This window comes from Pseudomonas sp. 2725 (assembly GCF_050434585.1).
Taxonomy (GTDB): domain Bacteria; phylum Pseudomonadota; class Gammaproteobacteria; order Pseudomonadales; family Pseudomonadaceae; genus Aquipseudomonas; species Aquipseudomonas jessenii.
On record NZ_JBNDIV010000005.1, the window covers coordinates 1 to 22,495 of the forward strand.

General features: G+C 60.3%; 19 protein-coding genes and 1 pseudogene. 14 read left to right on the forward strand and 6 right to left on the reverse strand.

Features of this window, described 5'->3' with window-relative positions:
- Window positions 1-2,043 (forward strand): Ig-like domain-containing protein (locus tag ABIE16_RS14845; RefSeq protein ID WP_429521437.1); only part of this gene is annotated, 2,043 nt, incomplete at its 5' end.
- Between the two features lie 66 nt (window positions 2,044-2,109).
- Here ABIE16_RS14845 and ABIE16_RS14850 read toward each other — a convergent pair.
- The 4 genes from ABIE16_RS14850 to nirB all read right to left on the reverse strand — a co-directional run bounded on the left by ABIE16_RS14850 (window position 2,110) and on the right by nirB (window position 7,313).
- Window positions 2,110-3,729, reverse strand: a complete 1,620-nt coding sequence (locus tag ABIE16_RS14850; RefSeq protein ID WP_429521438.1) for a methyl-accepting chemotaxis protein — start codon at window positions 3,727-3,729, stop codon at window positions 2,110-2,112.
- A 94-nt stretch (window positions 3,730-3,823) separates the two neighbouring features.
- Window positions 3,824-4,264 carry a CBS domain-containing protein gene (locus tag ABIE16_RS14855; protein WP_218497508.1) on the reverse strand — a complete coding sequence of 147 codons (441 nt, stop codon included), beginning with the start codon at window positions 4,262-4,264 and terminating at the stop codon, window positions 3,824-3,826.
- Window positions 4,265-4,365: 101 nt separating this feature from the next.
- Entirely contained in the window at window positions 4,366-4,752 is a 387-nt protein-coding gene (nirD, locus tag ABIE16_RS14860) for a nitrite reductase small subunit NirD (RefSeq protein ID WP_218497510.1), read from the reverse strand.
- Window positions 4,752-7,313 (reverse strand): nitrite reductase large subunit NirB, encoded by a 2,562-nt coding sequence (gene nirB, locus ABIE16_RS14865; RefSeq protein ID WP_429521439.1) that lies wholly within the window; start codon window positions 7,311-7,313, stop codon window positions 4,752-4,754. Before nirB ends, nirD begins: the two co-directional genes overlap by 1 nt.
- A gap of 941 nt (window positions 7,314-8,254) precedes the next feature.
- Between nirB and ABIE16_RS14870 the strand changes: the two genes are divergently transcribed.
- The 4 genes from ABIE16_RS14870 to ABIE16_RS14885 all read left to right on the forward strand — a co-directional run bounded on the left by ABIE16_RS14870 (window position 8,255) and on the right by ABIE16_RS14885 (window position 12,620).
- Complete coding sequence (locus ABIE16_RS14870) at window positions 8,255-8,815, forward strand: lipid-binding SYLF domain-containing protein (RefSeq protein WP_340317428.1); 561 nt, start codon at window positions 8,255-8,257, stop codon at window positions 8,813-8,815.
- A gap of 223 nt (window positions 8,816-9,038) precedes the next feature.
- The gene (gene gltS / locus ABIE16_RS14875; RefSeq protein ID WP_150813964.1) at window positions 9,039-10,253 is read left to right on the forward strand and encodes a sodium/glutamate symporter; all 1,215 of its coding nucleotides are present in this window, start codon (window positions 9,039-9,041) and stop codon (window positions 10,251-10,253) included.
- Window positions 10,254-10,420: 167 nt separating this feature from the next.
- A complete protein-coding gene (locus ABIE16_RS14880; RefSeq protein ID WP_150813963.1) occupies window positions 10,421-10,720 on the forward strand; it encodes a DUF4189 domain-containing protein in 300 nt (99 codons plus the stop codon).
- A 160-nt stretch (window positions 10,721-10,880) separates the two neighbouring features.
- A complete protein-coding gene (locus ABIE16_RS14885; RefSeq protein ID WP_429521440.1) occupies window positions 10,881-12,620 on the forward strand; it encodes a dipeptidase in 1,740 nt (579 codons plus the stop codon).
- Between the two features lie 161 nt (window positions 12,621-12,781).
- Here ABIE16_RS14885 and ABIE16_RS14890 read toward each other — a convergent pair whose 3' ends face one another.
- Complete coding sequence (locus ABIE16_RS14890) at window positions 12,782-13,126, reverse strand: DUF6124 family protein (RefSeq protein WP_340317437.1); 345 nt, start codon at window positions 13,124-13,126, stop codon at window positions 12,782-12,784.
- A gap of 515 nt (window positions 13,127-13,641) precedes the next feature.
- Here ABIE16_RS14890 and ABIE16_RS14895 point away from each other — a divergent pair.
- The 7 genes and pseudogenes from ABIE16_RS14895 to ABIE16_RS14925 all read left to right on the forward strand — a co-directional run.
- A pseudogene (locus ABIE16_RS14895) lies at window positions 13,642-13,737 on the forward strand (flavodoxin); the annotation flags it as partial.
- 40 nt (window positions 13,738-13,777) lie between these two features.
- Window positions 13,778-14,269, forward strand: coding sequence for a (R)-mandelonitrile lyase (locus tag ABIE16_RS14900; protein WP_429521441.1), 492 nt, complete (start codon window positions 13,778-13,780; stop codon window positions 14,267-14,269).
- 73 nt (window positions 14,270-14,342) lie between these two features.
- The gene (locus ABIE16_RS14905; protein WP_429521442.1) at window positions 14,343-15,128 is read left to right on the forward strand and encodes a carboxymuconolactone decarboxylase family protein; all 786 of its coding nucleotides are present in this window, start codon (window positions 14,343-14,345) and stop codon (window positions 15,126-15,128) included.
- 2 nt (window positions 15,129-15,130) lie between these two features.
- Window positions 15,131-16,201: an alpha/beta hydrolase gene (locus ABIE16_RS14910; RefSeq protein WP_349736927.1), complete on the forward strand. Its 1,071-nt coding sequence runs from the start codon at window positions 15,131-15,133 to the stop codon at window positions 16,199-16,201.
- Window positions 16,202-16,250: 49 nt separating this feature from the next.
- Complete coding sequence (locus ABIE16_RS14915; protein WP_429521443.1) at window positions 16,251-17,306, forward strand: alpha/beta hydrolase; 1,056 nt, start codon at window positions 16,251-16,253, stop codon at window positions 17,304-17,306.
- 80 nt (window positions 17,307-17,386) lie between these two features.
- Window positions 17,387-18,280, forward strand: a complete 894-nt coding sequence (locus ABIE16_RS14920; RefSeq protein ID WP_218497522.1) for a LysR family transcriptional regulator — start codon at window positions 17,387-17,389, stop codon at window positions 18,278-18,280.
- A 124-nt stretch (window positions 18,281-18,404) separates the two neighbouring features.
- Window positions 18,405-18,890: a DUF6130 family protein gene (locus ABIE16_RS14925; protein ID WP_218497524.1), complete on the forward strand. Its 486-nt coding sequence runs from the start codon at window positions 18,405-18,407 to the stop codon at window positions 18,888-18,890.
- A gap of 104 nt (window positions 18,891-18,994) precedes the next feature.
- On the opposite strand, the gene ABIE16_RS14930 is transcribed toward ABIE16_RS14925, so the two are convergent.
- The gene (locus ABIE16_RS14930) at window positions 18,995-19,972 is read right to left on the reverse strand and encodes a LysR family transcriptional regulator (protein ID WP_090456025.1); all 978 of its coding nucleotides are present in this window, start codon (window positions 19,970-19,972) and stop codon (window positions 18,995-18,997) included.
- A gap of 394 nt (window positions 19,973-20,366) precedes the next feature.
- On the opposite strand from ABIE16_RS14930, the gene ABIE16_RS14935 reads away from it, so the two are divergent.
- Entirely contained in the window at window positions 20,367-20,696 is a 330-nt protein-coding gene (locus tag ABIE16_RS14935; protein WP_090456027.1) for a DUF485 domain-containing protein, read from the forward strand.
- A complete protein-coding gene (locus tag ABIE16_RS14940; protein WP_090456028.1) occupies window positions 20,693-22,342 on the forward strand; it encodes a cation acetate symporter in 1,650 nt (549 codons plus the stop codon). The genes ABIE16_RS14935 and ABIE16_RS14940 overlap by 4 nt, the downstream gene beginning before the upstream one ends.
- The last annotated feature ends 153 nt before the right edge of the window (window positions 22,343-22,495 follow it).

Below are 22,495 nucleotides of genomic sequence, written 5' to 3' on the forward strand. Positions count from 1 at the left end.
AAGGGCAACGCGGTGATGATGAACTACTACAGCGCCCTGGATCGCGGTAACGAAGCGTTTGTAGACGGCGTCAACCTGCGCCTGCCCAGCGGTTCGGCGTTGCCTTGGGGCAACCGCGACTATGACGTCAACCTGCTACTGGCTGACAAGGCCTGGGACGCCAATGGCCAGCTGTGGTTCAACCCGTTCAACACCGATGGTTTTCTCGGCGACCAGCTCCTGGTCAACTGGCAGTACCAGCCGCGCCTGAAGGTGCGGGCGCGCAGCTATCGTTTCCGCATCCTCAACGGCTCGGTGTCGCGCTTCTTCAGGATCGCGCTGGTGCGTGAAATCGTCGGCACCGGTGGCGAATTCCCCGGCCCGACAGGCTCCGGCCTGTCCTACACCCGCGTGCCGTTCCACTTGATCGCCAACGACGGCAACCTCATGGAACACGCCGTGCCATTCGACGGCAGCATGGACCTGGACGCCGACGGCGATGTGCAGGACCACAACGCCATCCTGCCCAGCATGGGCATCGCCGAGCGTTTCGACATCATCATCAATTTCTCGAAACACGGGATCAGCACCGGCGACAAGCTGTACTTCGTCAACCTGATGGAGCACCACGACGGCAAGGGGCCGGAGGCTTTACCGCTGAGTCTGGCCGATGTCCTGTCCGGCAGGTACAAGGCGGTGCTCAAGCTGGGCAGCAAAGGGCTGGAGTGGGACGCCGGCGATCCGGTGGTCGGCAAGTTCATGCAGATGGTGGTCCAGCCTTATGCCGGCCAGGACGTGAGCATGAACCCCGCCGACTTCGAACCCGCCAAGCCGGGCAAGCCGGTGGGTAAAAGCATGATCACGCTGCCCCTCAACCGTGACGACCCGGCGGTGCAGGCCAAGCTCAACGCGGCGCGGCATCGCGAGTTCATCTTCGGCCGCTCCGACGGCACCGACGAAGAACCCTGGACCATCAAGACCGACGGCGGTTTCGGCTTCCAGATGGACCCTCGAATCATCAGCGCCGCTCCGCAACTGGCCACCGGCCCGACCCCTGCCGGGTTCTCCGGCGACGGCACCCTGGAAGTGTGGAAAATCAGGAACGGCGGCAACGGCTGGAGCCACCCGGTGCACGTGCATTTCGAAGAAGGCATCGTCCTCAACCGTGACGGCAAGGCGCCGCCGGAATGGGAAAAATGGGCACGCAAAGACGTCTATAACATCGGCGAAGGCATCGACAGCTCGCAGGACGTGGAAATGGCGATCCGCTTCCGCGAGTTTGCCGGGACCTACCTGGAGCATTGCCACAACACCCAGCACGAGGATACCTCCATGCTGCTGCGCTGGGATGTCGAGCACCCCGGCCAGTTCCAGTTGATGCCAACCCCCCTGCCCGGCTGGGACGGCGTCACCTACGTCAATTCCGCCGCGCTGCCGACCTTCCGCACTGGCGATAGACGTGAAGAGGACGGCGATAACCAAAAACCGATTGCCAACCCCGACAGCGCCATCAGTAACACCGGCCAACCGGTGATCATCAACGTGCTGGCCAACGACAGCGACCCTGACGGTAACGTGCCACTTAAAGTGGTAGGTCTGGAGCAACCGGACTCCGGCAAGGGCGTGGTCAGCACCGATGGCCTGCGTGTGACCTATACACCACCGGCCACGGTCCCCGCGCCGTTCACCGCGACCTTTTCCTATAGCGCCAGCGATGCCAGGAACGCGGAGTCGGAACCGGCGATGGTGTCCGTGGCGGTCTCGGCAGCGATCAACGAGAACCTGATCGTCACCAGCGCGACCGTCACCGCCCGCAGCAACAGCCGCTGGTATTGGGTCCTGTCCGGCACCACCTCCCGTGGCACGGGCAATACCATCACGGCAACGGCCACGACCACGACCGGTACGGTGAACCTTGGCGCCGCCGTCCTGACGCAGACACCGACAGGCGCGCGCTGGAACATAGCGGTGACCACCGCCGGCAGTGGCCCCTCGCCTAGCCCGACGGCGACCATCAAATCGGCCTTCGGCAAAACCGTGACGGTGCCGATAAAGGCGAACTGAGTACAACCTGGCTTTAGCGATGAGGGCCTCCTTGAGGCCCTCTTGCTACAAGCAAAACGAATCTGCCTAGATTTTAAAGCGCGCCACCGTCTGGTGCAGCGCTCCAGCCATCTGCGCCAGCTCCTGGCCGGCTGCGTGGGTATGTCGGGCACCCAGTACGATCTGCTCGGACAAGTCACGAATGCCCACCAGGTTGCGGTCCACCTCACGCGCCACCAGGGCCTGCTCCTCCGTGGCACTGGCGATCAGCAGGTTGCGTTCATTGATCTGCGAAATCGACCGGGTGATCTCCTCCAGTGCCTCGCCGGAGCGTTGCGCGACTTCCAGGGTCGTCTGCACCAGGTGACCGCTGCTTTGCATTGCGGTCACCGCATGCCCGGTATCGAGCCGAATATTGCCAATCATCTGCTCGATTTCCTGGGTCGACACATGAGTGCGATGAGCCAGCGCCCGCACCTCATCGGCGACTACCGCAAAACCACGCCCGGCATCACCGGCACGAGCCGCTTCAATCGCTGCATTGAGGGCCAGCAAATTGGTTTGCTCGGCAATGCTGCGAATCACGTCCAGTACCGCGCTAATGTCTTGTACACGTCCGGCCAATTGCTGAACACGTTCGGAGGTATCCATCATGCCGTCCGCCAGCGCACCTATCGAGGCCACCGTTTCCTGAACTTGCTCACGGCCGCGTTGTGCGGTCTGCTCGGAAACCCGGGACGCCTCGCTGGTGCTGACGGCATTGCGTGCGACCTCGTCGACGGCCGCCGTCATCTGATTGACCGCCGCCGCAGCCTGTTCGATCTCCAGGCCCTGAAGTTGCAAACTGCTGCTGGTCTGACTGCTGACCGTGCTCAGCTCTTCGGACGAACTGGCCACCTGATCGACCGACACGGCGATGTGCTTGACCATCGCGTTCAAGCTTTGCTGCATCCGGTGCATGTTCATCATCACGCTACCGTCGGCATTTGCATTCACTGGCACTTGAATCGTCAGGTCGCCCTGCGCGATTTGACTCAAGACCCGCGCGGCATCATCGGGCTCGCCACCCAAGGGCCGGGTGACACTGCGCGTCACGATGACCGCCGCGGCGATGACCGAGGCCAGGCAGAATACAAGCAGCCCCAACATGTTCAGATACGCTTCTTCGTACAGGGCCTGCGCCGATCTTTCACGATCGGCGAAGATCTGCCCCTGCAGCGCCATCAAGGCGTCCAGACTTTTATAAACCTGCTGTTCGGCGGGAACGACGTGCTGTTTCAACTGCGCCATCGCGGCATCAAAAGCGCCTTGCCGGATCAACACCTGCACCTGGGTGAATGCGTCGACGTAAGCCTCGCGATTCTTTTTCAGGGCAGCATAGGCGGTCTTGCCTTCCGGCAGATCGAACAGCGGCTCGAGGGTTTTCAGTGCCAGGCTGATACGCTTTTTGGTGGCATCGATGGCCTCTTGCACTTGCTGATTGTCTTTGTCGATCAGCAAGTCCCGGGTGTTCCTGGCGTTGTCCCGTACACCTGTGGCAATGACCATGATCGGATCGATTTTCGGCCAGTCCCGTTTGACGATCAGCATGGCCTGTTCCTTTAGCGTTGCCAGATCGTGCAACGCATACAACACCAAACCTGTCAGTACCAACGGCGCAATTGCAAAGCCGATGACGATACGTTGTGCCGTGCTCAACCTGGCCATGTCATATGCTCCCTGATTAATTCCCGCCCGACCCCCGGCACATCTGAAAACAGCATGTACTCACAAGCCTTCGATTCACCCTGCCCCGGTCGCTTTAATGTCCGCGAATATAGTGTTCCAGTTGCCGGATCAGTTCGGCCTGCTCGACGATGGCTTCTTTAACCAGATCACCAATCGACAACAGGCCAATCAGTTGGTCGCCCTCCACCACCGGTAGATGGCGCAGGTGACTGTCGGTCATGACCGCCATGCAACGCTCAATACTCTGCTGACTGTCTGCTGTCACCACGGGCGCGCTCATGATGGCCCGGACCGGCGTACCGACCGAAGAGCGCCCCTGCAGAACGACCTTGCGCGCATAGTCGCGTTCGCTGATAACGCCGACCACCTGCCCCTGCTCCATGACAGGTAACGCACCGACATTTTTTTCGGCCATCATCTTCAACGCTTCAAGCACCGTCTGGTCTGGCGCGATGCTATGCACCCGTCGGTTCTGCACGGCCTTGAGCTTGAGCAGTTGTGCGGCTGTTTTCATACGAGCCTCCGATACTGTTTGTCATTGATCATCGACTCCGCCGGAGCCAGGCATGAATCATTAATTGAGTGAGCGTTCAGACCGCGTCGAAATCCATGTGGTCAGGCCACCGCGACCTCCACCTGGCCTCCGTTGAGGCGCACAGGCCAGACCCGCAAGCGCTGCTGCGGGTACTCCAGACAACTGCCGTCCTCAAGGCGGAAATGCTGTTTGTAGAGTGGCGAGGCAATTACCAGATCGCCCTTGATGCTGCCGATCAGCCCGCGACCGATGACATTCGCCCCGGATTGCGGGTCATGATTATCGATGGCATAGAGGGTCTTGCCTTCGGCAGCCGGCAGGTAGAACAGCGCCACTTGTGCACCGTCCAGCCAGACGACGACGCCGGAGTTACTCACCAGATCATCCTGGCTGCACACCGCTTGCCAGACATCGGGATGGACCAGGGAGGAACTGGAATAGGCTCGCTGGGTATCGGACTGGCTCATCAGACAATCTCCTCAATGACAGGGATAAGGTGGAGTTCAGCGGCCATGATCGGCCGGCGCTGACCGCGTTCCTGGACAAAATGGATGTCCGGGTCCGGGCGTTGATCGTTGACGAAGGTGCGGAAGCGCTTGAGCTTTTCCGGGTCTTTAAGGGCATTGGCCCATTCGCACTCGTAGCGGTTGACCACCAGCTGCATCTGCGACTCGAGCTCCTCACCCAGCCCGAGGCTGTCGTTGATGATCACGTCCTTGAGGTAGTCGAGGCCGCCTTCCAGGCTCTCGCGCCAGACCGAGGTACGCTGCAACTTGTCGGCGGTGCGGATGTAGAACATCAGGAAGCGGTCGATGTAACGAATCAGGGTCGCGTCATCGAGGTCGGTGGCAAACAGCTCGGCGTGGCGCGGGCGCATGCCGCCGTTACCGGCCACGTAGAGGTTCCAGCCTTTCTCGGTGGCGATTACGCCCACGTCCTTGCTCTGCGCCTCGGCGCATTCACGGGTGCATCCGGAGACGGCGAACTTGAGCTTGTGCGGCGAGCGCAGGCCCTTGTAGCGGTCTTCGATGGTCAGGGCCATTTGTACGCTGTCCTGTACGCCATAACGGCACCAGGTACTGCCGACACAGGACTTCACCGTCCGGGTCGATTTGCCATAGGCGTGCCCGGTCTCAAAACCCGCTTCAATCAGCTCGGCCCAGATGTCCGGCAACTGATGCAACTGAGCGCCGAACAGGTCGATGCGCTGCCCGCCGGTGATTTTGGTGTAGAGGTCGTATTTCTTCGCCACCACGCCAATCGCGATCAGCTTGTCGGCCGTGATCTCCCCCCCGGCGATTCGTGGCACCACCGAATAGGTGCCGTTTTTCTGCATGTTGGCCATGAAGGTGTCGTTGGTGTCCTGCAACGGCACCAGCGACGTGTCCATGATCGGCTGGTTCCAGCACGAGGCGAGGATCGAGCCCACCGCCGGTTTGCAGACGTCGCAACCGGTGTGGCCACGGCCATGTTTGGCCAACAGTTCTTCGAAGGTGATCACTCCCTCTACCCGTACCAGCGCATAAAGCTCCTGACGGGTATAGGCGAAGTGTTCGCACAGGCTCTTGTCGACACTGACGCCGCGGGCAATCAGCTCATGCTCGAACACTTGCTTGAGCAGGCCGGCGCAACCGCCGCAGCCGGTGCAAGCCTTGGTCTGCGACTTGAGGTGGCCCAGGTCCGTACAGCCGCCGTCGATGGCCGAACAAATGGAGCCCTTGGTGACGTTATGACATGAGCACACCGTGGCCGACTCGGGCAGCGCACCCGGGCCCAGGGTCGGCGCGCCTTCGGAGGACGGCAGAATCAGGCTGGCCGGTTCCGACGGCAAGGCGATGGCGTTCTGCATGTATTGCAGCAGGGTGTCGTAATAGCTGTTGTCACCGACCAGCACTGCACCGAGGACGTGTTTGCCACTCGCATCCACCACCAGGCGGCGATAGCTGGCGCTGGTTTCGTCGATGAATTGATAGCTGCGCGCGCCCGGGGTGTTGCCGTGGGCGTCGCCGATGGAGCCGACATCCACCCCCAGCAGCTTGAGCTTGGTCGACATGTCAGCACCGGTGAACGGCTCGGCGACTTCGTTGCACAGACGGGCCGCGACGCTGCGCGCCATCTGGTAGCCCGGTGCGACCAGGCCGAACAGGCTGCCGTTCCATGAAGCGCATTCACCGATGGCGTAGATGTTCGGGTCGCAACTTAGGCACGTGTCGTCGATCACCACACCACCGCGCGGACCGATCTCCAGCGCGCATCGACGAGCCAGCGCGTCTTGAGCGCGGATACCGGCGGAAAACACGATCAGGTCGGTTTCGAGGAACTCATCATTGGCGAAATTCATGCGATAGCGGTACTGCTCGCCCGCACTGATCGATTGCGTGGCGCGGGACAGGTGTACACCGACGCCCAATCGTTCGATCTGCGCCTTGAGCGCCTGGCCACCGAGGTCATCCAGCTGTACCGGCATCAAGCGCGGCGCGAATTCCACCACGTGGGCTTCAAGGCCCAGGCTCTTCAATGCGTTCGCGGCTTCCAGCCCCAGCAAGCCACCGCCGACCACCACGCCGCGCCGGGCATTGGCCGCCGCAGCCCGAATGGCATCGAGGTCTTCCAGGGTGCGATAGACCAGGCGCGATTCACCTTCGGCGCCTTCGATTGGCGGAACGAACGGATAAGAACCGGTGGCCAGAACCAATTTGTCATACGAGACGCAACCTTGCGAGGTGACCACCTGGCGACGGACGCGGTCGATTTCCAATACCGGCACACCCAAATGCAGCGTAACGCCGGGCGTCTGGTAAAGCGACGCATCGGACAGCGCCAGCGACTCGGCATCACGACCGGAGAAGTACTCGGAAAGATGCACACGGTCATAGGCGCGCATCGGCTCCTCACTGAAGACGTGCAGCCGGTAATGGTCAAGCGCTCCCCGCTCGATCAGCTGTTCGACACAATGATGTCCGACCATGCCATTACCGATCACGATCAGCGTTTGCATCTTGTTCAACGTGGCAACATTGGAATTCATAGAAAGCACCCAGCCCGAGCCAATCACGGTTTTAAAAGCAAAAAAAAACGCCTGAAACCTTTCGGTTCCAGGCGTCTTTGCCTGTTCTTTTGCGGTGTTCAAACCAGGCATCTATGCCTGATCCACCGATGCTGCCCACGACCTGTTCGGCCAATCGATCGTCGTTGACCGAGGGGGCTGTCCACACGAATGCGTTCCAGGTGGACCTGAAGTCAGCCTTGCAGCCTTTGTGCCAGCCAGCGACACAGAGACTTCAACTATCTGGAAACACTGACTTTTGAGCCTGAGGGGATTGTCACGACGCTGGAGCTACCGCAGGCGATAGCGCTTTGCGGCGCTTCCGACTGGTGCACGTTGTTAGGCATGGCGCTTTATAAAAGTGCATGGACCGTTCGATTCCACAGCTTGTCAGCACTGAAGCCTCGATCTGCTTTTCCTGTCAGCCCTGTCATGTCGCCGTCACATCCACCAATCACAATGGGATCAGCCAAATGGATTTGGCCCATCTACAGAGAGCTTGGCCGACGCCGGGCTTTTTCATTGCTACGACGACATGCTTTTCACGAAACGCTCACAGAATGGAGCGCAGATTGGAAGCACAAAAGGATTTGACCCCAAACAGAAGGCCCGCCATTGCGCGGGCCTTTTGCTGCCTGCATTGAGCGCGTGATGAATCGATTTCAACCGGGATTCAACCGCTTCATAAAGTGAAACTGGCAGCCAGAAGCAGAACTGACAGCGAACCCGGCCGATACTCAACGGTCATAACAGCTGATGGCAGCGCAAATGATCAGTGCCCCCCGGGCCGGCTTCATTCACGAGCGAGGCCTGCAATTCACACATTTCAGGGCGCGCCGGATAACCTCAGTGGATTCGGTTCCTGCATGACGCAGGCACTTGCCGCTGCTCTCATCCCCCTGCTCCCTCAGCGGAGTACGCAAATGACTCAATCAATGCGGTTCTTCCTGTCGTTCTTCCTCGCGATTGCAACATTGGCATCGGCCGGTTTCCTGAACAATGCCGCAGCGGCCACCGCCGAGGATCTGAATGCCGACGCTCGGCAAGCGTTGCAGGCGCTCTACAAGACCAATCCATTCTCCGAAACCATCTCGCACCAAGCCAAGGCTGTGCTGGTCTTCCCGAACATCATCAAGGCAGGACTTGTATTCGGCGGCAGTTATGGCGAAGGCGTTTTAATGAAGGGCACGAAAGTCGAGAACTACTACAACTCCGTCAGCGGTTCATGGGGGCTGCAGGCCGGCGCCCAGTCGTACGGCTATGTGGTTTTCCTGATGACCGATAAAGCCGTGGACTATGTAGCCAAAACCAAGGGTTGGGAAATCGGTGTAGGGCCAACAGTTGTGTTTGTGGATGAAGGGGTTGCGAAGAACCTGTCCAGCTCGACGCTCAAAGACGACGCCTACGCGTTTATCTTCGACCAGCAAGGGTTAATGGCGGGGGTCAGTATCGAGGGAACGAAGATTTCTCTGATCAAGCGCTGAAGTCACCGTCTGACTGGTCATCGGGAGCGTGATGGCGGCCTATGCCAACCCGGATGGGGGTTCCCCTTTAGGCTAGGCTGTCCTCACTCCTGGCGTACAGACGCACCTGATGATTGGGAAGCCATCTGGACGAGCAAGGCTGTTTCGACCGTTCATTGATCCAGGTCTAAACATTGAATGACCGAATCCTGATAATGACTTTTCAGTTTTAGGTAGGCCTTAAATGACTTCACAGCTCTTCCAGGTTCACGGCCTCGTGAGTTTTACCCTTGCCATCCTCCTGCTTTTCCTTGGCAAAACCCTCGTCCAGCACAACGCCTTTCTCCGTCAATACTGTATCCCCGAATCGGTCGTCGGCGGCTTCGTCTGTGCGGCGGTTACGTCCTTGCTTTACTTTGGCCTGAATATCCAGATCGAATTCGATCTGCAAATTCGCGACACCCTGCTGCTCTATTTCTTTGCCGGCATCGGCTTGAAGTCGGACATGCGCCAACTGCTCAAGGGCGGGCGCCCGCTGCTGATCCTGCTGTTACTCGCCGCTGTGTTCATTCTGCTGCAGAACTCGCTGGGCATGGGCGTGGCCGAGGCTTTTGGGCTTGATCCCAAGGCGGGCTTGATGGTGGGCTCCATTTCCCTCACGGGTGGGGTGGGCACGACCCTGGCCTGGGCACCGCTCTTCGTCGAAAAACTGGGCATCAGCAACGCCCACGAACTGGGCATCGCCAGCAACACCGTCGGCCTGATTGCCGCTTGCGTCATCGGCGGCCCTATCGCCAACCAGCTGATACGCCGTTATCAACTGACGCCGTCCAGGGATGCGGAGTTGGAAGTCGGCATTCTCGAACAACAACCGAGCAAGGCGCTGGACTACTACGACGTGCTCTGGGCCTGGATGTGGCTCAACCTGACCCTGATGCTCGGCTATGGACTCAACCTGCTGCTGGTCGATGCCGGCATCACCCTGCCCAAGTTTGTCAGCTGCCTGTTCGCGGGCATCGTCATTCACCACCTCGTTCTGGCCTTTGTCGGTGACCAGCGTCTGAAAACCTGGAGCGGTGCCAGCCTGGGCCTGTCGCTGATCTCCGATATCTGTCTGGGCATGTTTTTGACCATGGCCCTGATGGGGCTTCAGCTATGGCAACTCAGCGGCGCGTTGATGTTCATTCTTTGCGCATTGACCCTGCAAATCCTGCTGACGGTCGCCTATACGTATTTTGTGGTCTTCCGCTTTATGGGGCGCAATTACGAAGCCAGCGTGATCGCTTCCGGATTCGGCGGGATTGCCCTCGGCTCCACGGCAACGGCCATCGTCAACATGTCGACCGTGACGCAAAAGTACGGCGCGGCGCACCAGGCCTTCCTGATCGTGCCGCTGGTGTGTGGTTTTTTCATTGACCTGGTCAATGCCGTGATCATCAGCATGTTCAGTGGTCTGTAGCGACCTCGGCCCGGCTCTCGGACGGCCGGACACACCGAACTTGGGAAAGCGGACGAAAGGAGCAGCAGGATCGATGCCGCAAGGATAGGCTCAGAGTAAGAGAGTGCCCGAGCCCTGATCCGGCCAGGTACGATCTCAAATGCGCCTCTTGCTACAGGGGAACCGGGATGACGGGACACACTGTGCGTCAATGCTCGTCATGGATCCTGCTATCCCTGCTCGCCGTCGATCTGGCGCTGATAGCCGGCTGTTCAGGCAAAGCCAGCACGGCTCAGCATTCTGCCCCCAGCGTCGGCTCGACCTGCTATGCAAAAGCCCTCCCCACTGTCGGCGAAGGAGGCCTCGCCTGGGGCGACACCCTGGACATGGCTCGCCAGAAATCCCTGAGTAATTGCATACGCTATTCCGGCCGATCCGGCGGTACGCCAAGTACCTGCAAAGTGGTGATGGCGGAATGTAAGCATTGATAGAGCGGTTTTTCATTTCTGCGCCGCTTTTGCATTTCTGTGCGACAGATCCCACTTCAGGGGCTCCCGTTTCACACGCTCGCGGTGTTAGCTTTGAGATGTTTCTGATCAGTCGATCAGATATTTCCTACGAACCGCCTGCAAAGGAATGCCCCCAGCAATGGATTTCTCCCTCAAGCACCTGGCTGCGACCACCCTCATGCTCGCCAGCCTTTCGTCGTTCACCACCGCTGCCCACGCCAACATCACCCCGCAACAGAACGCGATCATCCTCAAGACCTTCAGTGATGCATCGGTCAAGGATTTCAGGCAGTTCCTGGGAAGCCTGGCCAAGAGCGATATCGCCAAGACCGACGACCTCGGCCCGGCCATCCGTGCCTTCCTCGACAACAAGACGCTTACCGCCGGGCAGCAAAACGAAATCCATCGTTTGCTCGGCCTCTATGCCCGGGTGAAATACGGCAGCGTGGCCACCGAAACCCTGAAGGAGCTGGTGGCCATTCCGACCGTGCGCGTGGACGGTGTCGACCAGCACGACAACCCCGAATTCCTCAAGATTGCCGAGAAGATCAAGGGCCTGGCCCAGGCGTTCAACCTGAACTTTCGCAACATCGACAACCGCGTCTACGAGATCTCCCTGGAAGGCAGCGGCGATGAAGTCGTGGGCATTCACGCCCATGCCGATGTGGTGCCGGTGACGCCGGAAAACTGGGTGCTGCAGGACGGCACCCGCCTTGATCCGTTCAAGGTCACCCTGATCGGCGATCGCATGTATGGCCGCGGTACCGAGGATGACAAGAACGGCATCGTGGTGGCGCTCTACGCCATGAAGATCATCAAGGAGGAGAAGCTGCCGCTGGCCCGCAACTTCAAGCTGCTGGTGGATACCACCGAAGAGACCACGGGCGACGCCATCCCCTACTACTTCGAACGCAACCCCACACCCAACTACAACCTGGCGCTGGATGGCGGCTACCCGGTGGTGATCGCCGAGAAAGGCTACGGCACGGTCATGGCCAGCTTCGCCAAGCGCACCGCGCAAGGCAAGGGCGCAGAGATCACCTCGATGACCGGCGGCCTGGCCACCAACCAGATTCCATCGACATCGGTTGCGACCTTGGTGACCGACAAGCCCGCCGAACTGGCCGCCAGCCTGCAAAAGGCCGGCACCGAGTATGCCAAGCGCAATGGCGGCAACTTCGAGGTCGCCGCCAAGGTCGACGGCAAGGACGTCAAACTGACGGTCACCGGTGTGTCCGCCCACTCCTCCGAGCCCGAGTCCGGCGTCAACCCGGTGGCCAGGATGCTCGACTTCATCAATGGTCTCGACGGCAAGGTCGCGCTCAAGCACAACCAGATCACCGACGCCGCGCGCTACGCTGCCGATAACTGGGGGCTGGATTACCTGGGTGGCAAGTTGGGAGTCGGTTTTTCCGATGAGTTCATGGGCCCGCTGACCACCTCCCTGACCTATGTCGGGATGGATGACAAAGCCTTCAAACTCGCGGTCAACCTACGCGTGCCGAAGGGCAAGACGCCGGATGTGCTCAAGTCCGAAATCGCCGCAAAGCTGGACGCCTGGAGCAAGAAGACCAGCATCGAACCAACCTTCGACCTGTCGATCGCCGAACCGATGTACCGCAACCCCGAGGGTGAATGGGTCAAGGCCTTGCTCGCTGTGACCAGCGAAAACCTCGGCATGGAACACAAGTTCGGCACCTCCGCCGGCGCCACCTCCGTGCATGAGCTGCCCAACGGTGTGCAATTCGGCCTGGCCATGCCGGACGTCAAATACACCGGTCACAACGATAACGAGTTCAAGACCACCGAGCAGTTCCTGCTGGACTTGCAGATCGTGACCGAAATGATGGGCCGCATCGGGCAATTGCCGAAGCTTTGATCCCCCCTTCGGACCCGCCACCCTGGCGGGTCCATTGCTTTCACTTCCAAATCACATGCCGCCCCCTGTAGGAGCGAGCCTGCTCGCGAAAAACCCAAGGACGCCGCGGTAAGTCTGGTTTCCCGCGTCATCGTTACCCTCCATCGCGAGCAAGCTCGCTCCTACGGGTCGATTTGATCCAGCACCCGATTCGCCGTGATCTCCGCCAGCATCACGCTGTTGGAAATGCCCAGCAGCGCATTGCGCGACCCACCGTCCAGGTGATCCACCAACTGATGGACCATCACATCGACCGACGCGAGGGTTTCGACCAGATAAACCATCAAGGTTTCGGGACTCGCCTGCGGGTCCACGGTGAACAGGGTACAGGGGGCACGCGGTGTGGCTTTGATATCGGCTATCGAGGGGATGTGAAAATCGGGGGCGGCTTCGTTGAGCCTGCTTGAGTCGGGTTCAGGTGGGGAGACCGGATCGGCCTCCGGTGGGTTTGGCGTTACCTTGAACATGATCTTCAATTCCTGAGTGATGCGGTCACCACTTCGCGACTAAACGAAGGGGTGGCAGCTGTACGCAGGTTAGTCGACCGGGGAATTGAAGAAGCCGGCGCACCCGAAGGTGCCCTGCGCACAGCCACCATCAAATACAGGTGTAAATACCTGTCTGACGGACACTTGTGCGACTTCAATTACCAACGGGCGACTAAACCCGATCACTGATGGGCAGTGACACGAATCAAGTTACCGACGGCCTGCGAGGCGCACAAGCCGGCGGATTCTGGCGTATCCGTAGGCAACGGCGCAAGGTCTTGTAGCTTGCATGAAGTAACCTTGAACACCGTTAAACAAACGCTCTCCGGCGATGTTGAGTGACATGGCGCACTTGCCCGGATTGATGAATAAGCCTCATGAACCCTTGCCGATTTACCCGTCTAGTGCTCATCCGTTAGCTCGCTTACTGTTTCCCCAGCGGTCCTGCACCCAGCCGATACCACTGACGTGCAGCCTGACCATCAAAAGCGGGAATTTGGGGTGAAACCATCCCGCCCGTTGTGCGCTCGTTCCTGACGGCCCACGACCTGAGAGGGAAAACCATCATCCCCTTCAACACCCACGACGGCTGCCTCGCAGTTGGCTGACCCGCCTTTAGGAGCAACATTGATGAATCCCTTGATCGCCCCATTGGTTGCCTTATCGCTCATGGCTGGGGAAGCCTGCGCCCAGTCCTCCAACGGGATCCGCATCACCCACGCCGGCTCCCAGCCCTCCGTCAAGGGCGCTGCGGAAAACTTCACCGGCACGGTTCGGGTTGATGGCCTGTTCAAGGGGGACTCCCCTGCCCGCATCGGCGGTGGCACGGTGACCTTCGAACCCGCCGCCCGCACGGCCTGGCATACCCATCCGCTGGGGCAAACGCTGATCGTCACCGCCGGAGTCGGCTACGTGCAGCAAGAGGGCGGCCCACGTCAGGAAATCCGTCCGGGCGACATTGTCTGGATCCCGCCGCAAACACGTCACTGGCATGGCGCGACGGCCACCCACGGAATGACTCACATCGCCATCGCCGAAGCCGAGGACGGCAAGGCTGTCACTTGGGCGGAAAAAGTCTCGGATGCGCAGTACGAAGGTCAATCGCCCGCGCAGGGCTTGTAGCTGTTTGTTGTAAATCAACCTCACTCGAGCACCGCCTGCCAGGCAGTGATGAGCAATGGATGGAGCTTTCACGATGACCACTGACACACCGATTGCACATCGCAAGACCGGTGCCCTCCCCGCGCTGATAGCCCTGTGTCTGGGCCTTGGCTTGATGTCGGGTGTGGCCACTCAGAACGCCGAGGCATCGCAACCCATGACCAGCACACAACCTGCGGCACAAACGCTGTCGGCCAGGCAACAGGCCATTCCAATGATCGCAGCGTTCATGGCGACCAGTGACATGCCCAGGCTCAATGCTGCCTTGAACCAAGGCCTGGACGCCGGCCTGACGGTCAGCGAAGCCAAGGAAATCCTGGTGCAGCTCTACGCCTATGTCGGCTTCCCCCGCAGCCTCAATGCGTTGAATGAACTGATGACGGTGGTGCAAGCGCGCCAACAACGCGGCATCCAGGATGCGCCTGGACGCGAACCCAGCCGTGCCATTGCAACCGGTGAGGCATTGCTCGCAGCAGGAACGGCCAATCAAACCCGAATTTCCGGTGGCCCGGTCAAGGGGCCGGTGTTCGATTTCGCCCCGGTCATCAACCGGTTTCTGCAAACCCATCTGTTCGGCGACATCTTCGAGCGCGACAACCTCGACTGGCAAAGCCGCGAGCTGGCGACCGTCGGCGCTCTGGCCGCAACGCCGGGTGTGGAGTCGCAGTTGCGCTCGCACATGCGGGCGAGCCTGCGGGTTGGGTTGAGCGTGGAGCAATTGCGCCAAGTCATCGAGGTACTGGCCGAGCACGGCGATGAACAATCCGCCAAACGTGCAAGCACAGCCCTGACACAGGCACTTGCTGCCTCGGGAGGTTGAACATGAAGACTGGAAAAAACCTGCTGAACATCACCCTGCTGAGCGTGCTTGCCGCCTGTGCAAGCCATGCCAATGCCGCCGCCCCCTTGATGATTCAGGAGCAAGGCAGCTTCGCCGCCGGCGGGACGATGATCACCGCACCGGGTACGTTCAACCCGCGCAAACCCATGACGCCAGACGGCCAGACTTACCACGGCGACCATGCCTACACCTTCTACCAAATCCCGGTCGATGCGCGAAAACTGCCCATCGTCATGTGGCACGGCGCAGGCCAGTTTTCCAAGACCTGGGAAACCACCGCGGATGGCCGCGAAGGCTTCCAGAATATTTTTCTGCGGCGCCAGTTCGGCGTGTATCTGATCGACCAGCCGCGCCGTGGCGATGCCGGCCGCAGCATGGTCGAAGCAACGGTCAAGCCTGTCCCGGACGAGCAGCTCTGGTTCAACCAGTTCCGCATCGGCTTGTGGCCCAACTATTTCGAGGGTGTGCAGGTTGCCCGGGATGCGCAAACGCGCGACCAGTTCTTCCGCGCGATGACGCCAAACACTGGTCCATTCGACATGGGCGTGGTCTCCGATGGCGTGTCGGCGGTCTTCGACAAAATCGGCCCCGGCATCCTGTTCACGCACTCTCAGGGTGGCGGGCCTGGTTGGTTGACGGCGATCAAGAACAACAAGGTCAAGGCCATCGTGGCTTTCGAGCCGGGCAGCAGCTTCGTCTTCCCGCAGGGTGAAGTACCCGCGCCGATTCCCAGCGCGTTCGACACGGTACAAGGCGCAGCGGTTCCGATGGATCAGTTCATGGCGCTCACGCGCATTCCGATCCTGATCCTCTACGGCGACAACATCCCGGAGCAAGCCGTCGACCTGCCCGCCCAGGACAGCTGGCGCGCCCGCCTCACGATGGCCCGGCTTTGGCGCGATGCCGTCAACAAACACGGCGGTGACGTGAGGCTGATCCACTTGCCGGAGATTGGCATCAAGGGCAATACCCACTTCCCCATGTCGGATCTGAACAACGTGCAGATCGCGGACCTGGTGTCCGGGTTTCTGACAGAAAAGCATCTGGATTGACGGCTTCAGCACATTTTTTAACGCGCCTTTTAATGCTTCGGAGACACTTATGAGAAATACAATTTTGAAAGCCTCGCTGATGGCCGCCATGGTCGGTATTTCTGCTGGCGAAGCCGGCGCCGCCGACTACAAAAAGAACCCGTTCACCTTGGCTTACGACGGTGCAATTACCAAAAATGAACCCGGCAAGGTCAACATCCATCCGGTCAGCTACAAGCTCAATGGCCTGGACATCGCTGCCAACGTCTACACCCCTGCCAACTACGATGCGAAGAAGGCTTATCCGACGGTGGTGGTGGCGCACCCCAATGGCGGCGTGAAAGAGCAAGTCGCCGGTTTGTATGCCCAGCGACTGGCTGAACAAGGCTACATCACGATTACCGCCGATGCCGCGTATCAGGGCGCAAGTGGCGGACAACCGCGCAGCATCGACAAGCCCGCGTACCGCATCGAGGATATCCACGGCATGGCGGACTTCATCACCCAGTATGCTGGCGTCGACGGCAAGCGTCTGGGCCTGCTCGGCATCTGCGGTGGCGGTGGCTACTCGTTGGCCGCCGCGCAAACCGACAAGCGATTCAAGTCGGTGGCGACCGTGAGCATGTTCAACTCTGGCCGGGTGCGTCGCAATGGCTACAACGACTCGCAACTGGGCACCATCGAGCAACGCCTGCAACAGGCTTCCGCTGCCCGCGCCCAGGAAGCGGCCGGAGGTGAAGTGCTCTATTCGGGCGATGCCAACCTCACCGATGAGCAGATCGCCAAACTGCCGTTCGAGCTGTATCGCCAGGGTTATGAGTACTACTGGAAGACCCATGCCCACCCAGACTCGACCTTCAAGTACACCACGAGCAGCTTGCTGGACCTGATGCGCTTCGACGCCACCAACCAGATCGAACTGATCAATCAGCCATTGCTGATGATCGCCGGTAGCAAGGCCGACAGCCTGTACATGACCCAGGATGCGTTCCCCAAGGCCACCGGTACGAAAGACAAAGAGTTGTTCATCATCGACGGCGCAACGCACATCGAAACCTACTGGGTTCCCAAGTATGTGGACGCTGCACTTGACAAGTTGACGCCGTTCTACGCAAGAACCTTGTGACTGGCTCGTTGGGGTCGCGCATCCATGCGGAACCTGATTACATGGAATAATCCCGCGCTCCGCATGAGAGGCTCTCATCAATGTCCCGCGCCAATCTCAACGATCTGCAAGCCTTCGTGGTCATTACCCGCGAAGGCAGCTTCACTCGCGCCGCCGCACAGCTGGGCGTCTCGCAGTCCGCGCTGAGCCACACCATGCGCGCTCTCGAAACCAGGCTCGGCGTTCGCCTGCTGACCCGAACCACGCGCAGCGTATCCCCCACAGAGGCTGGCCAGCGGCTGTATCAGTCCATGGCGCCGCGCTTCGACGAAATTGAACTTGAACTGGCTGCGGTCAGCGAGTTTCGCGATACCCCGGCAGGCAACGTGCGGATTTCAGCCTCCGAACATGCGGCGAACAACATCCTTTGGCCCAAGCTGTTGAAGGTGCTTCCCGACTACCCGGACATCAAGGTCGAAATCACCGTCGACTACGCCCTCTGCGACATCGTCGCGCAGCGCTACGACGCGGGCGTGCGTCTGGGCGATCAGGTGGCCAAGGACATGATCGCCGTCCCGATCGGCCCCCCGTTGCGCATCGCCGTAGTGGGGTCTGCCGACTACTTCAAACAGCGGCCGTATCCGAAAGAGCCAAGGGATTTGGCCGCACATAATTGCATCAATTTGCGCCTGCCCACCCACGGGAACCTGATGCAATGGGATTTTGAGAAGGACGGTCACGAACTCAAGGCACGTGTCGAAGGACAATGGACGTTCAACAGCAGCGTGCCGATCCTGCGCGCTGCTGTCGCCGGATGCGGGCTGGGGTTCCTGCCAGAAGATATGGTAGCCAGGGAGCTTGCCGACGGAAGCCTTGTGCGGGTACTCGAAGACTGGTGCCAGCCTTTTGCCGGTTACCACCTTTACTACCCCAATCGCCGTGAGCATTCGTCAGCGTTCGGCGTAGTGGTGGACGCGCTGCGTTACAAGCGCTGAGTCGTCCATGGTCAACATGCCTGGATGGCACGGATGAGATACGTGAGTGGTTCCAGTTTCAAATAAACACTGGGAGATACTCGGGTTGATCTAGGCTTGAATGAAATCACGCGGGAAAAAAACCATGTCCCTCGCCCCCGGAAATCTATTGGCCCTGGCTTTGGGTGTCTTCTTTTGCACAGCCGTGTACGGACAAGGGGTAGCAGACACCGATTCCCCACCGGCAATACTTCCATTGGCATCCGAGACTGCGCCAAAACTCATTGCCTACCCGCCGCTTGCCGAGCCACTCGCCCGCGGTGTTGTCATTATCCAGTATCGAACAGAACACGCCAGGATCATGCCGGTATTTGGCAAGGCAGCTGTTGAAGTATCACCACGTCTCGGTCACCTCCACGTGACCGTCGACGACTGGAAAGGCACATGGGCGCACACCAGCGAAGACCCGATCATCCTGGTTGGACTGCCGCCCGGCACTCACAAGGTTCTTCTTGAAGTGGCCGACCCGACTCACAAAATCCTCACCAGTACGACAGTGAGTTTTATCGTTCCGCAGAAGAAACCGGCGGACGCTCCCCACATTGACAGTGATCACGCAGTAAAACCATGACGATTGAGTGTTCATAGCTGACTGCGGTGGTGTGAGTAGCCTCTGATTTCGAAAACACATCTGACCAACTACTTCGCTTTACTTCTGGCTGCACAACTCCACCCTCAGGGTGACGGTAGATAGCCCATCACACGTGACTCGCCCATCAGCAGCGGGCGATTCAGTTCCGCACAAGCACGCAAGTACTCGGCCACCAGAGTGACCCGCTTCAGCTTGCGCAGGTCCTCGCTGTAATACATCCAGAACTGCCGCGTGATCTCCACTTCACCGGGCAGCACTTCGCACAGGCGGGGATCGGGGCCGGCGAGGAAGCAAGGCAGGATCGCCAGCGCCCGCCCCTCCAGGGCTGCGTGGTAATGAGCCACCACGCTGGTGCTGCGCAGGCGACTGTTGGCGCCGGGCATCAGGTCGTTCAGGTAGAGCAGCTTGAAGCTGAAGGCCAGATCCTCGACGTAGGTCACGAACGGGTGAACGGCCAGGTCCTCGCGACAGCCGATCGTCGGATGACTGGCCAGGTACTCCGGCGTCGCATACAGACGCAGGCGGTAGTCGCACAATCGCGAGCACACATAGGGACCGCGCTCGGGCCGTTCCAGGGTGATGGCGATGTCCGCCTCGCGCCGTGACAGGTTGATGAAATGCGGGACCGGCAAAATGTCCGCCGAGATATGCGGGTAGTGCTCAAGGAAGTGGCTCATCTGCGCAGTGATGAAACAGGTCCCGAAGGCTTCGGTACAGCCGATGCGCAGGTGCCCGGCGAGCCCCCCGGTGGTGCCGAAAACCTGCTCGCAGGCTACCAGCAGCGTACTTTCCAGGGATTCGGCATGGCTGACCAGGCGCTGCCCCTCCACGGTCAGGACAAAACCTGCGGTTCGCGACTTCTCGAACAGCAGAGCACCCAGGCACTGCTCCAGGGCGCGGATGCGCCGCGACACCGTGGTGTAGTCCACCCCCAGGCGGCGAGCTGCACCGCTGGCGGTGCGGGCACGGGCGACCTCGAGGAAGAAACGCATGTCGTCCCAGTTCAGTGGGTTCTGCGTTGTGCTTTTTTGCATATCCATCGGGCTTTTCTGCCAATACATATGGGAAATATGCACTTATATACTCGCATCTCACCCAACTTGGCCAGCGTCGTTTTCAGGCCAGGAAAGCCCCCCACCCCAATAATAAATACCGAGGGCTGACAGCATGAGCGCATGGATAAACACCGGCATGCACGCCGGACTCAAACAGCTGCGCAACAGCGCAATCGCGGCCACGGTTCTCGTCTGCCGTTGGCCCGATCCGCTGCTCGCCGCGCAGAGGATCGGGCTCGCCCTCCTGCACCGCCCTCTCTCCACCGCAAGGTCATCCGGGCGGCAATAACTCCAGCACATCAGCATTCAGGTGGCGTCCCGCATGGGGTCGCTGCCCGGGTACCCGTACGCCCCTCAAAAGGCCGAACAACAAAAACAACTAGAAATGCGGAGCCGCACCATGACGACCGACCATCCGAACCACGTCCAGACCTGTGCACTGGTCAGGGCCAACCCCAAGTTCCACCGCCTCGCGCGCCAGCGTGCACTGCTGGCCTGGACGCTGAGCGGCGCGGTCCTGGCTATCTATTACAGCTTCATCATGGTGGTGGCTTTCGCCCCTGCCTGGCTGCACCTGCCGCTCTACGACGGCAGCCACCTCAGCCTCGGCATGCCAATCGGCGTGACGATCATCCTGTTGTCCTGGCTACTCACCGCCTGGTACGTGCACAGCGCCAACACCCGCTTCGACGTACTCAGCTCGCAGATCCTGCAGGAGTCCCGCGCATGAAACGCCTGTTCGCCCTTCTCGCCCTCAGCCCTGTGCTGGCCCATGCCGAGCCCATCATTGCGCAGAAGCAACCGCTCAACCTGCACGCCATCGGCATGTTTTTCGTCTTCGTCCTCGCCACCCTGCTGATCACCTGGTGGGCGGCACGACGCACCCGCTCCGCCGCCGACTTCTACAGCGCCGGTGGCGGCATCACCGGCTTCCAGAATGGCCTGGCAATCGCCGGTGACTACATGTCGGCGGCAACTCTGCTGGGCCTGTCGAGCCTGGTCTTCGCCAAGGGCTACGACGGCTTCGTCTACATCATCGGCTTCTTCGTCGGCTGGCCCATCGTCACCTTCCTGATGGCCGAACGCTTGCGCAACCTGGGGCGCTACACTTTCGCCGACATCGTCTCCTACCGCCTCGATCAAACCCGCGTGCGCAGCTTCGCCGCCCTCGGATCGCTGACCGTGGTGTGCTGCTATCTGGTGGTGCAGATGGTCGGTGCCGGTCAACTGATCAAACTGCTGTTCGGTCTCGATTACCGCACGGCGGTGGTGGTAGTCGGACTGCTGATGCTGGTCTATGTCATCTTCGGCGGCATGCTCGCCACCACATGGGTACAGATCACCAAGGCGGTCCTGCTCCTGGCGGGCGGCACGACCCTGGTGCTGATGGCCCTGAGTCGCTTCGATTTCAGCTTCGAGACGCTGGCCGCCCAGGCTGTGGCCGTGCATGCCAGCGGCGTGCAGATCATGGGCCCGGGCACCTTGCTGGCCGACCCGATCAACGCGGTGTCCTTATCCCTTGGGCTGGTCTTCGGCATTGCCGGCCTGCCGCACATCCTGATGCGCTTCTTCACGGTGCCCAATGCCAAGGAAGCGCGTAAATCCGTACTGTTCGCCACGGTGTTTATCGGTTTCTTCTTCCTGGTGGTCTGCGTCCTGGGCTATACCGCCATCGTCATCGTCGGCACCGATCCTCAGTACTACGTCGATGGCAAGCTCGGAGGGGCCATGATTGGCGGCAGCAATATGGTAGCCATGCACCTGGCAAAGGCAGTGGGTGGCAACCTGTTTCTCGGTTTCCTCTCCGCCGTGGCTTTCGCCACCATTCTCGCAGTGGTGGCTGGCCTGGCCCTGGCCGGTGCCTCGGCCATCTCCCATGACCTTTACGCTTCGGTATTGAAGAAGGGCTGCGCCGACGAGAAACAGGAAATGCGCGTGTCGCGTATCGCCACCATCTGCCTGGGCATCGTTGCGATCGCCCTCGGCATTCTGTTCGAGGGGCAGAACATCGCCTTCCTGGTCGGCCTGACGTTCGGCATCGCCGCTTCGGCGAATTTCCCGGTACTGATCATGGCCATGTACTGGGGCGGCCTGACCACCCGCGGCGCCCTCTATGGCGGCCTGACCGGCCTGGTCAGCGCGCTGGCCCTGGTGATCGGCTCGCCGTCGGTGTGGGTCGGCGTACTGGGGCATGCCCAGGCGCTCTTCCCTTACGACCAGCCGGCGCTGTTCTCCATGCCACTGGCCTTCCTGGTCATAGTGGTCGCTTCCAGGCTTGACCGCAGCGAACGCGCCGACCGCGAGCGCGCCGCCTATGCCGACCAGTTCGTTCGTGCCCAGACCGGCCTTGGAGCTGCCATGGCCAGCAGTCACTGACGCTGCTTTTTCCGGGGTTGACGCCCCGAGCGCGAGTCCGCTCCTTTGCTTCGCGCTTTTTTACGCCCGACCTGCGCCGCTCGGCGCAGGACACCCCAGAGGCGCCCCTCCCTCGCCAACGCCAAGCGGCGCGGGAGCGGCTCGTCGACAACA

Excerpts from the sequence above, each read along its gene's own strand:
- ABIE16_RS14935 (WP_090456027.1), top strand. The coding sequence starts at position 20,367 with ATGACGACCGACCATCCGAACCACGTCCAGACCTGTGCACTGGTCAGG.
- ABIE16_RS14940 (WP_090456028.1), top strand. The coding sequence starts at position 20,693 with ATGAAACGCCTGTTCGCCCTTCTCGCCCTCAGCCCTGTGCTGGCCCAT.
- ABIE16_RS14930 (WP_090456025.1), bottom strand. The coding sequence starts at position 19,972 with ATGTATTGGCAGAAAAGCCCGATGGATATGCAAAAAAGCACAACGCAG.
- ABIE16_RS14855 (WP_218497508.1), bottom strand. The coding sequence starts at position 4,264 with ATGAAAACAGCCGCACAACTGCTCAAGCTCAAGGCCGTGCAGAACCGA.
- ABIE16_RS14885 (WP_429521440.1), top strand. The coding sequence starts at position 10,881 with ATGGATTTCTCCCTCAAGCACCTGGCTGCGACCACCCTCATGCTCGCC.
- ABIE16_RS14915 (WP_429521443.1), top strand. The coding sequence starts at position 16,251 with ATGAGAAATACAATTTTGAAAGCCTCGCTGATGGCCGCCATGGTCGGT.
- gltS (WP_150813964.1), top strand. The coding sequence starts at position 9,039 with ATGACTTCACAGCTCTTCCAGGTTCACGGCCTCGTGAGTTTTACCCTT.
- ABIE16_RS14880 (WP_150813963.1), top strand. The coding sequence starts at position 10,421 with ATGACGGGACACACTGTGCGTCAATGCTCGTCATGGATCCTGCTATCC.
- nirB (WP_429521439.1), bottom strand. The coding sequence starts at position 7,313 with ATGAATTCCAATGTTGCCACGTTGAACAAGATGCAAACGCTGATCGTG.
- ABIE16_RS14905 (WP_429521442.1), top strand. The coding sequence starts at position 14,343 with ATGACCACTGACACACCGATTGCACATCGCAAGACCGGTGCCCTCCCC.
- ABIE16_RS14910 (WP_349736927.1), top strand. The coding sequence starts at position 15,131 with ATGAAGACTGGAAAAAACCTGCTGAACATCACCCTGCTGAGCGTGCTT.
- ABIE16_RS14900 (WP_429521441.1), top strand. The coding sequence starts at position 13,778 with ATGAATCCCTTGATCGCCCCATTGGTTGCCTTATCGCTCATGGCTGGG.
- nirD (WP_218497510.1), bottom strand. The coding sequence starts at position 4,752 with ATGAGCCAGTCCGATACCCAGCGAGCCTATTCCAGTTCCTCCCTGGTC.
- ABIE16_RS14890 (WP_340317437.1), bottom strand. The coding sequence starts at position 13,126 with ATGTTCAAGGTAACGCCAAACCCACCGGAGGCCGATCCGGTCTCCCCA.
- ABIE16_RS14920 (WP_218497522.1), top strand. The coding sequence starts at position 17,387 with ATGTCCCGCGCCAATCTCAACGATCTGCAAGCCTTCGTGGTCATTACC.
- ABIE16_RS14870 (WP_340317428.1), top strand. The coding sequence starts at position 8,255 with ATGACTCAATCAATGCGGTTCTTCCTGTCGTTCTTCCTCGCGATTGCA.
- ABIE16_RS14850 (WP_429521438.1), bottom strand. The coding sequence starts at position 3,729 with ATGGCCAGGTTGAGCACGGCACAACGTATCGTCATCGGCTTTGCAATT.
- ABIE16_RS14925 (WP_218497524.1), top strand. The coding sequence starts at position 18,405 with ATGTCCCTCGCCCCCGGAAATCTATTGGCCCTGGCTTTGGGTGTCTTC.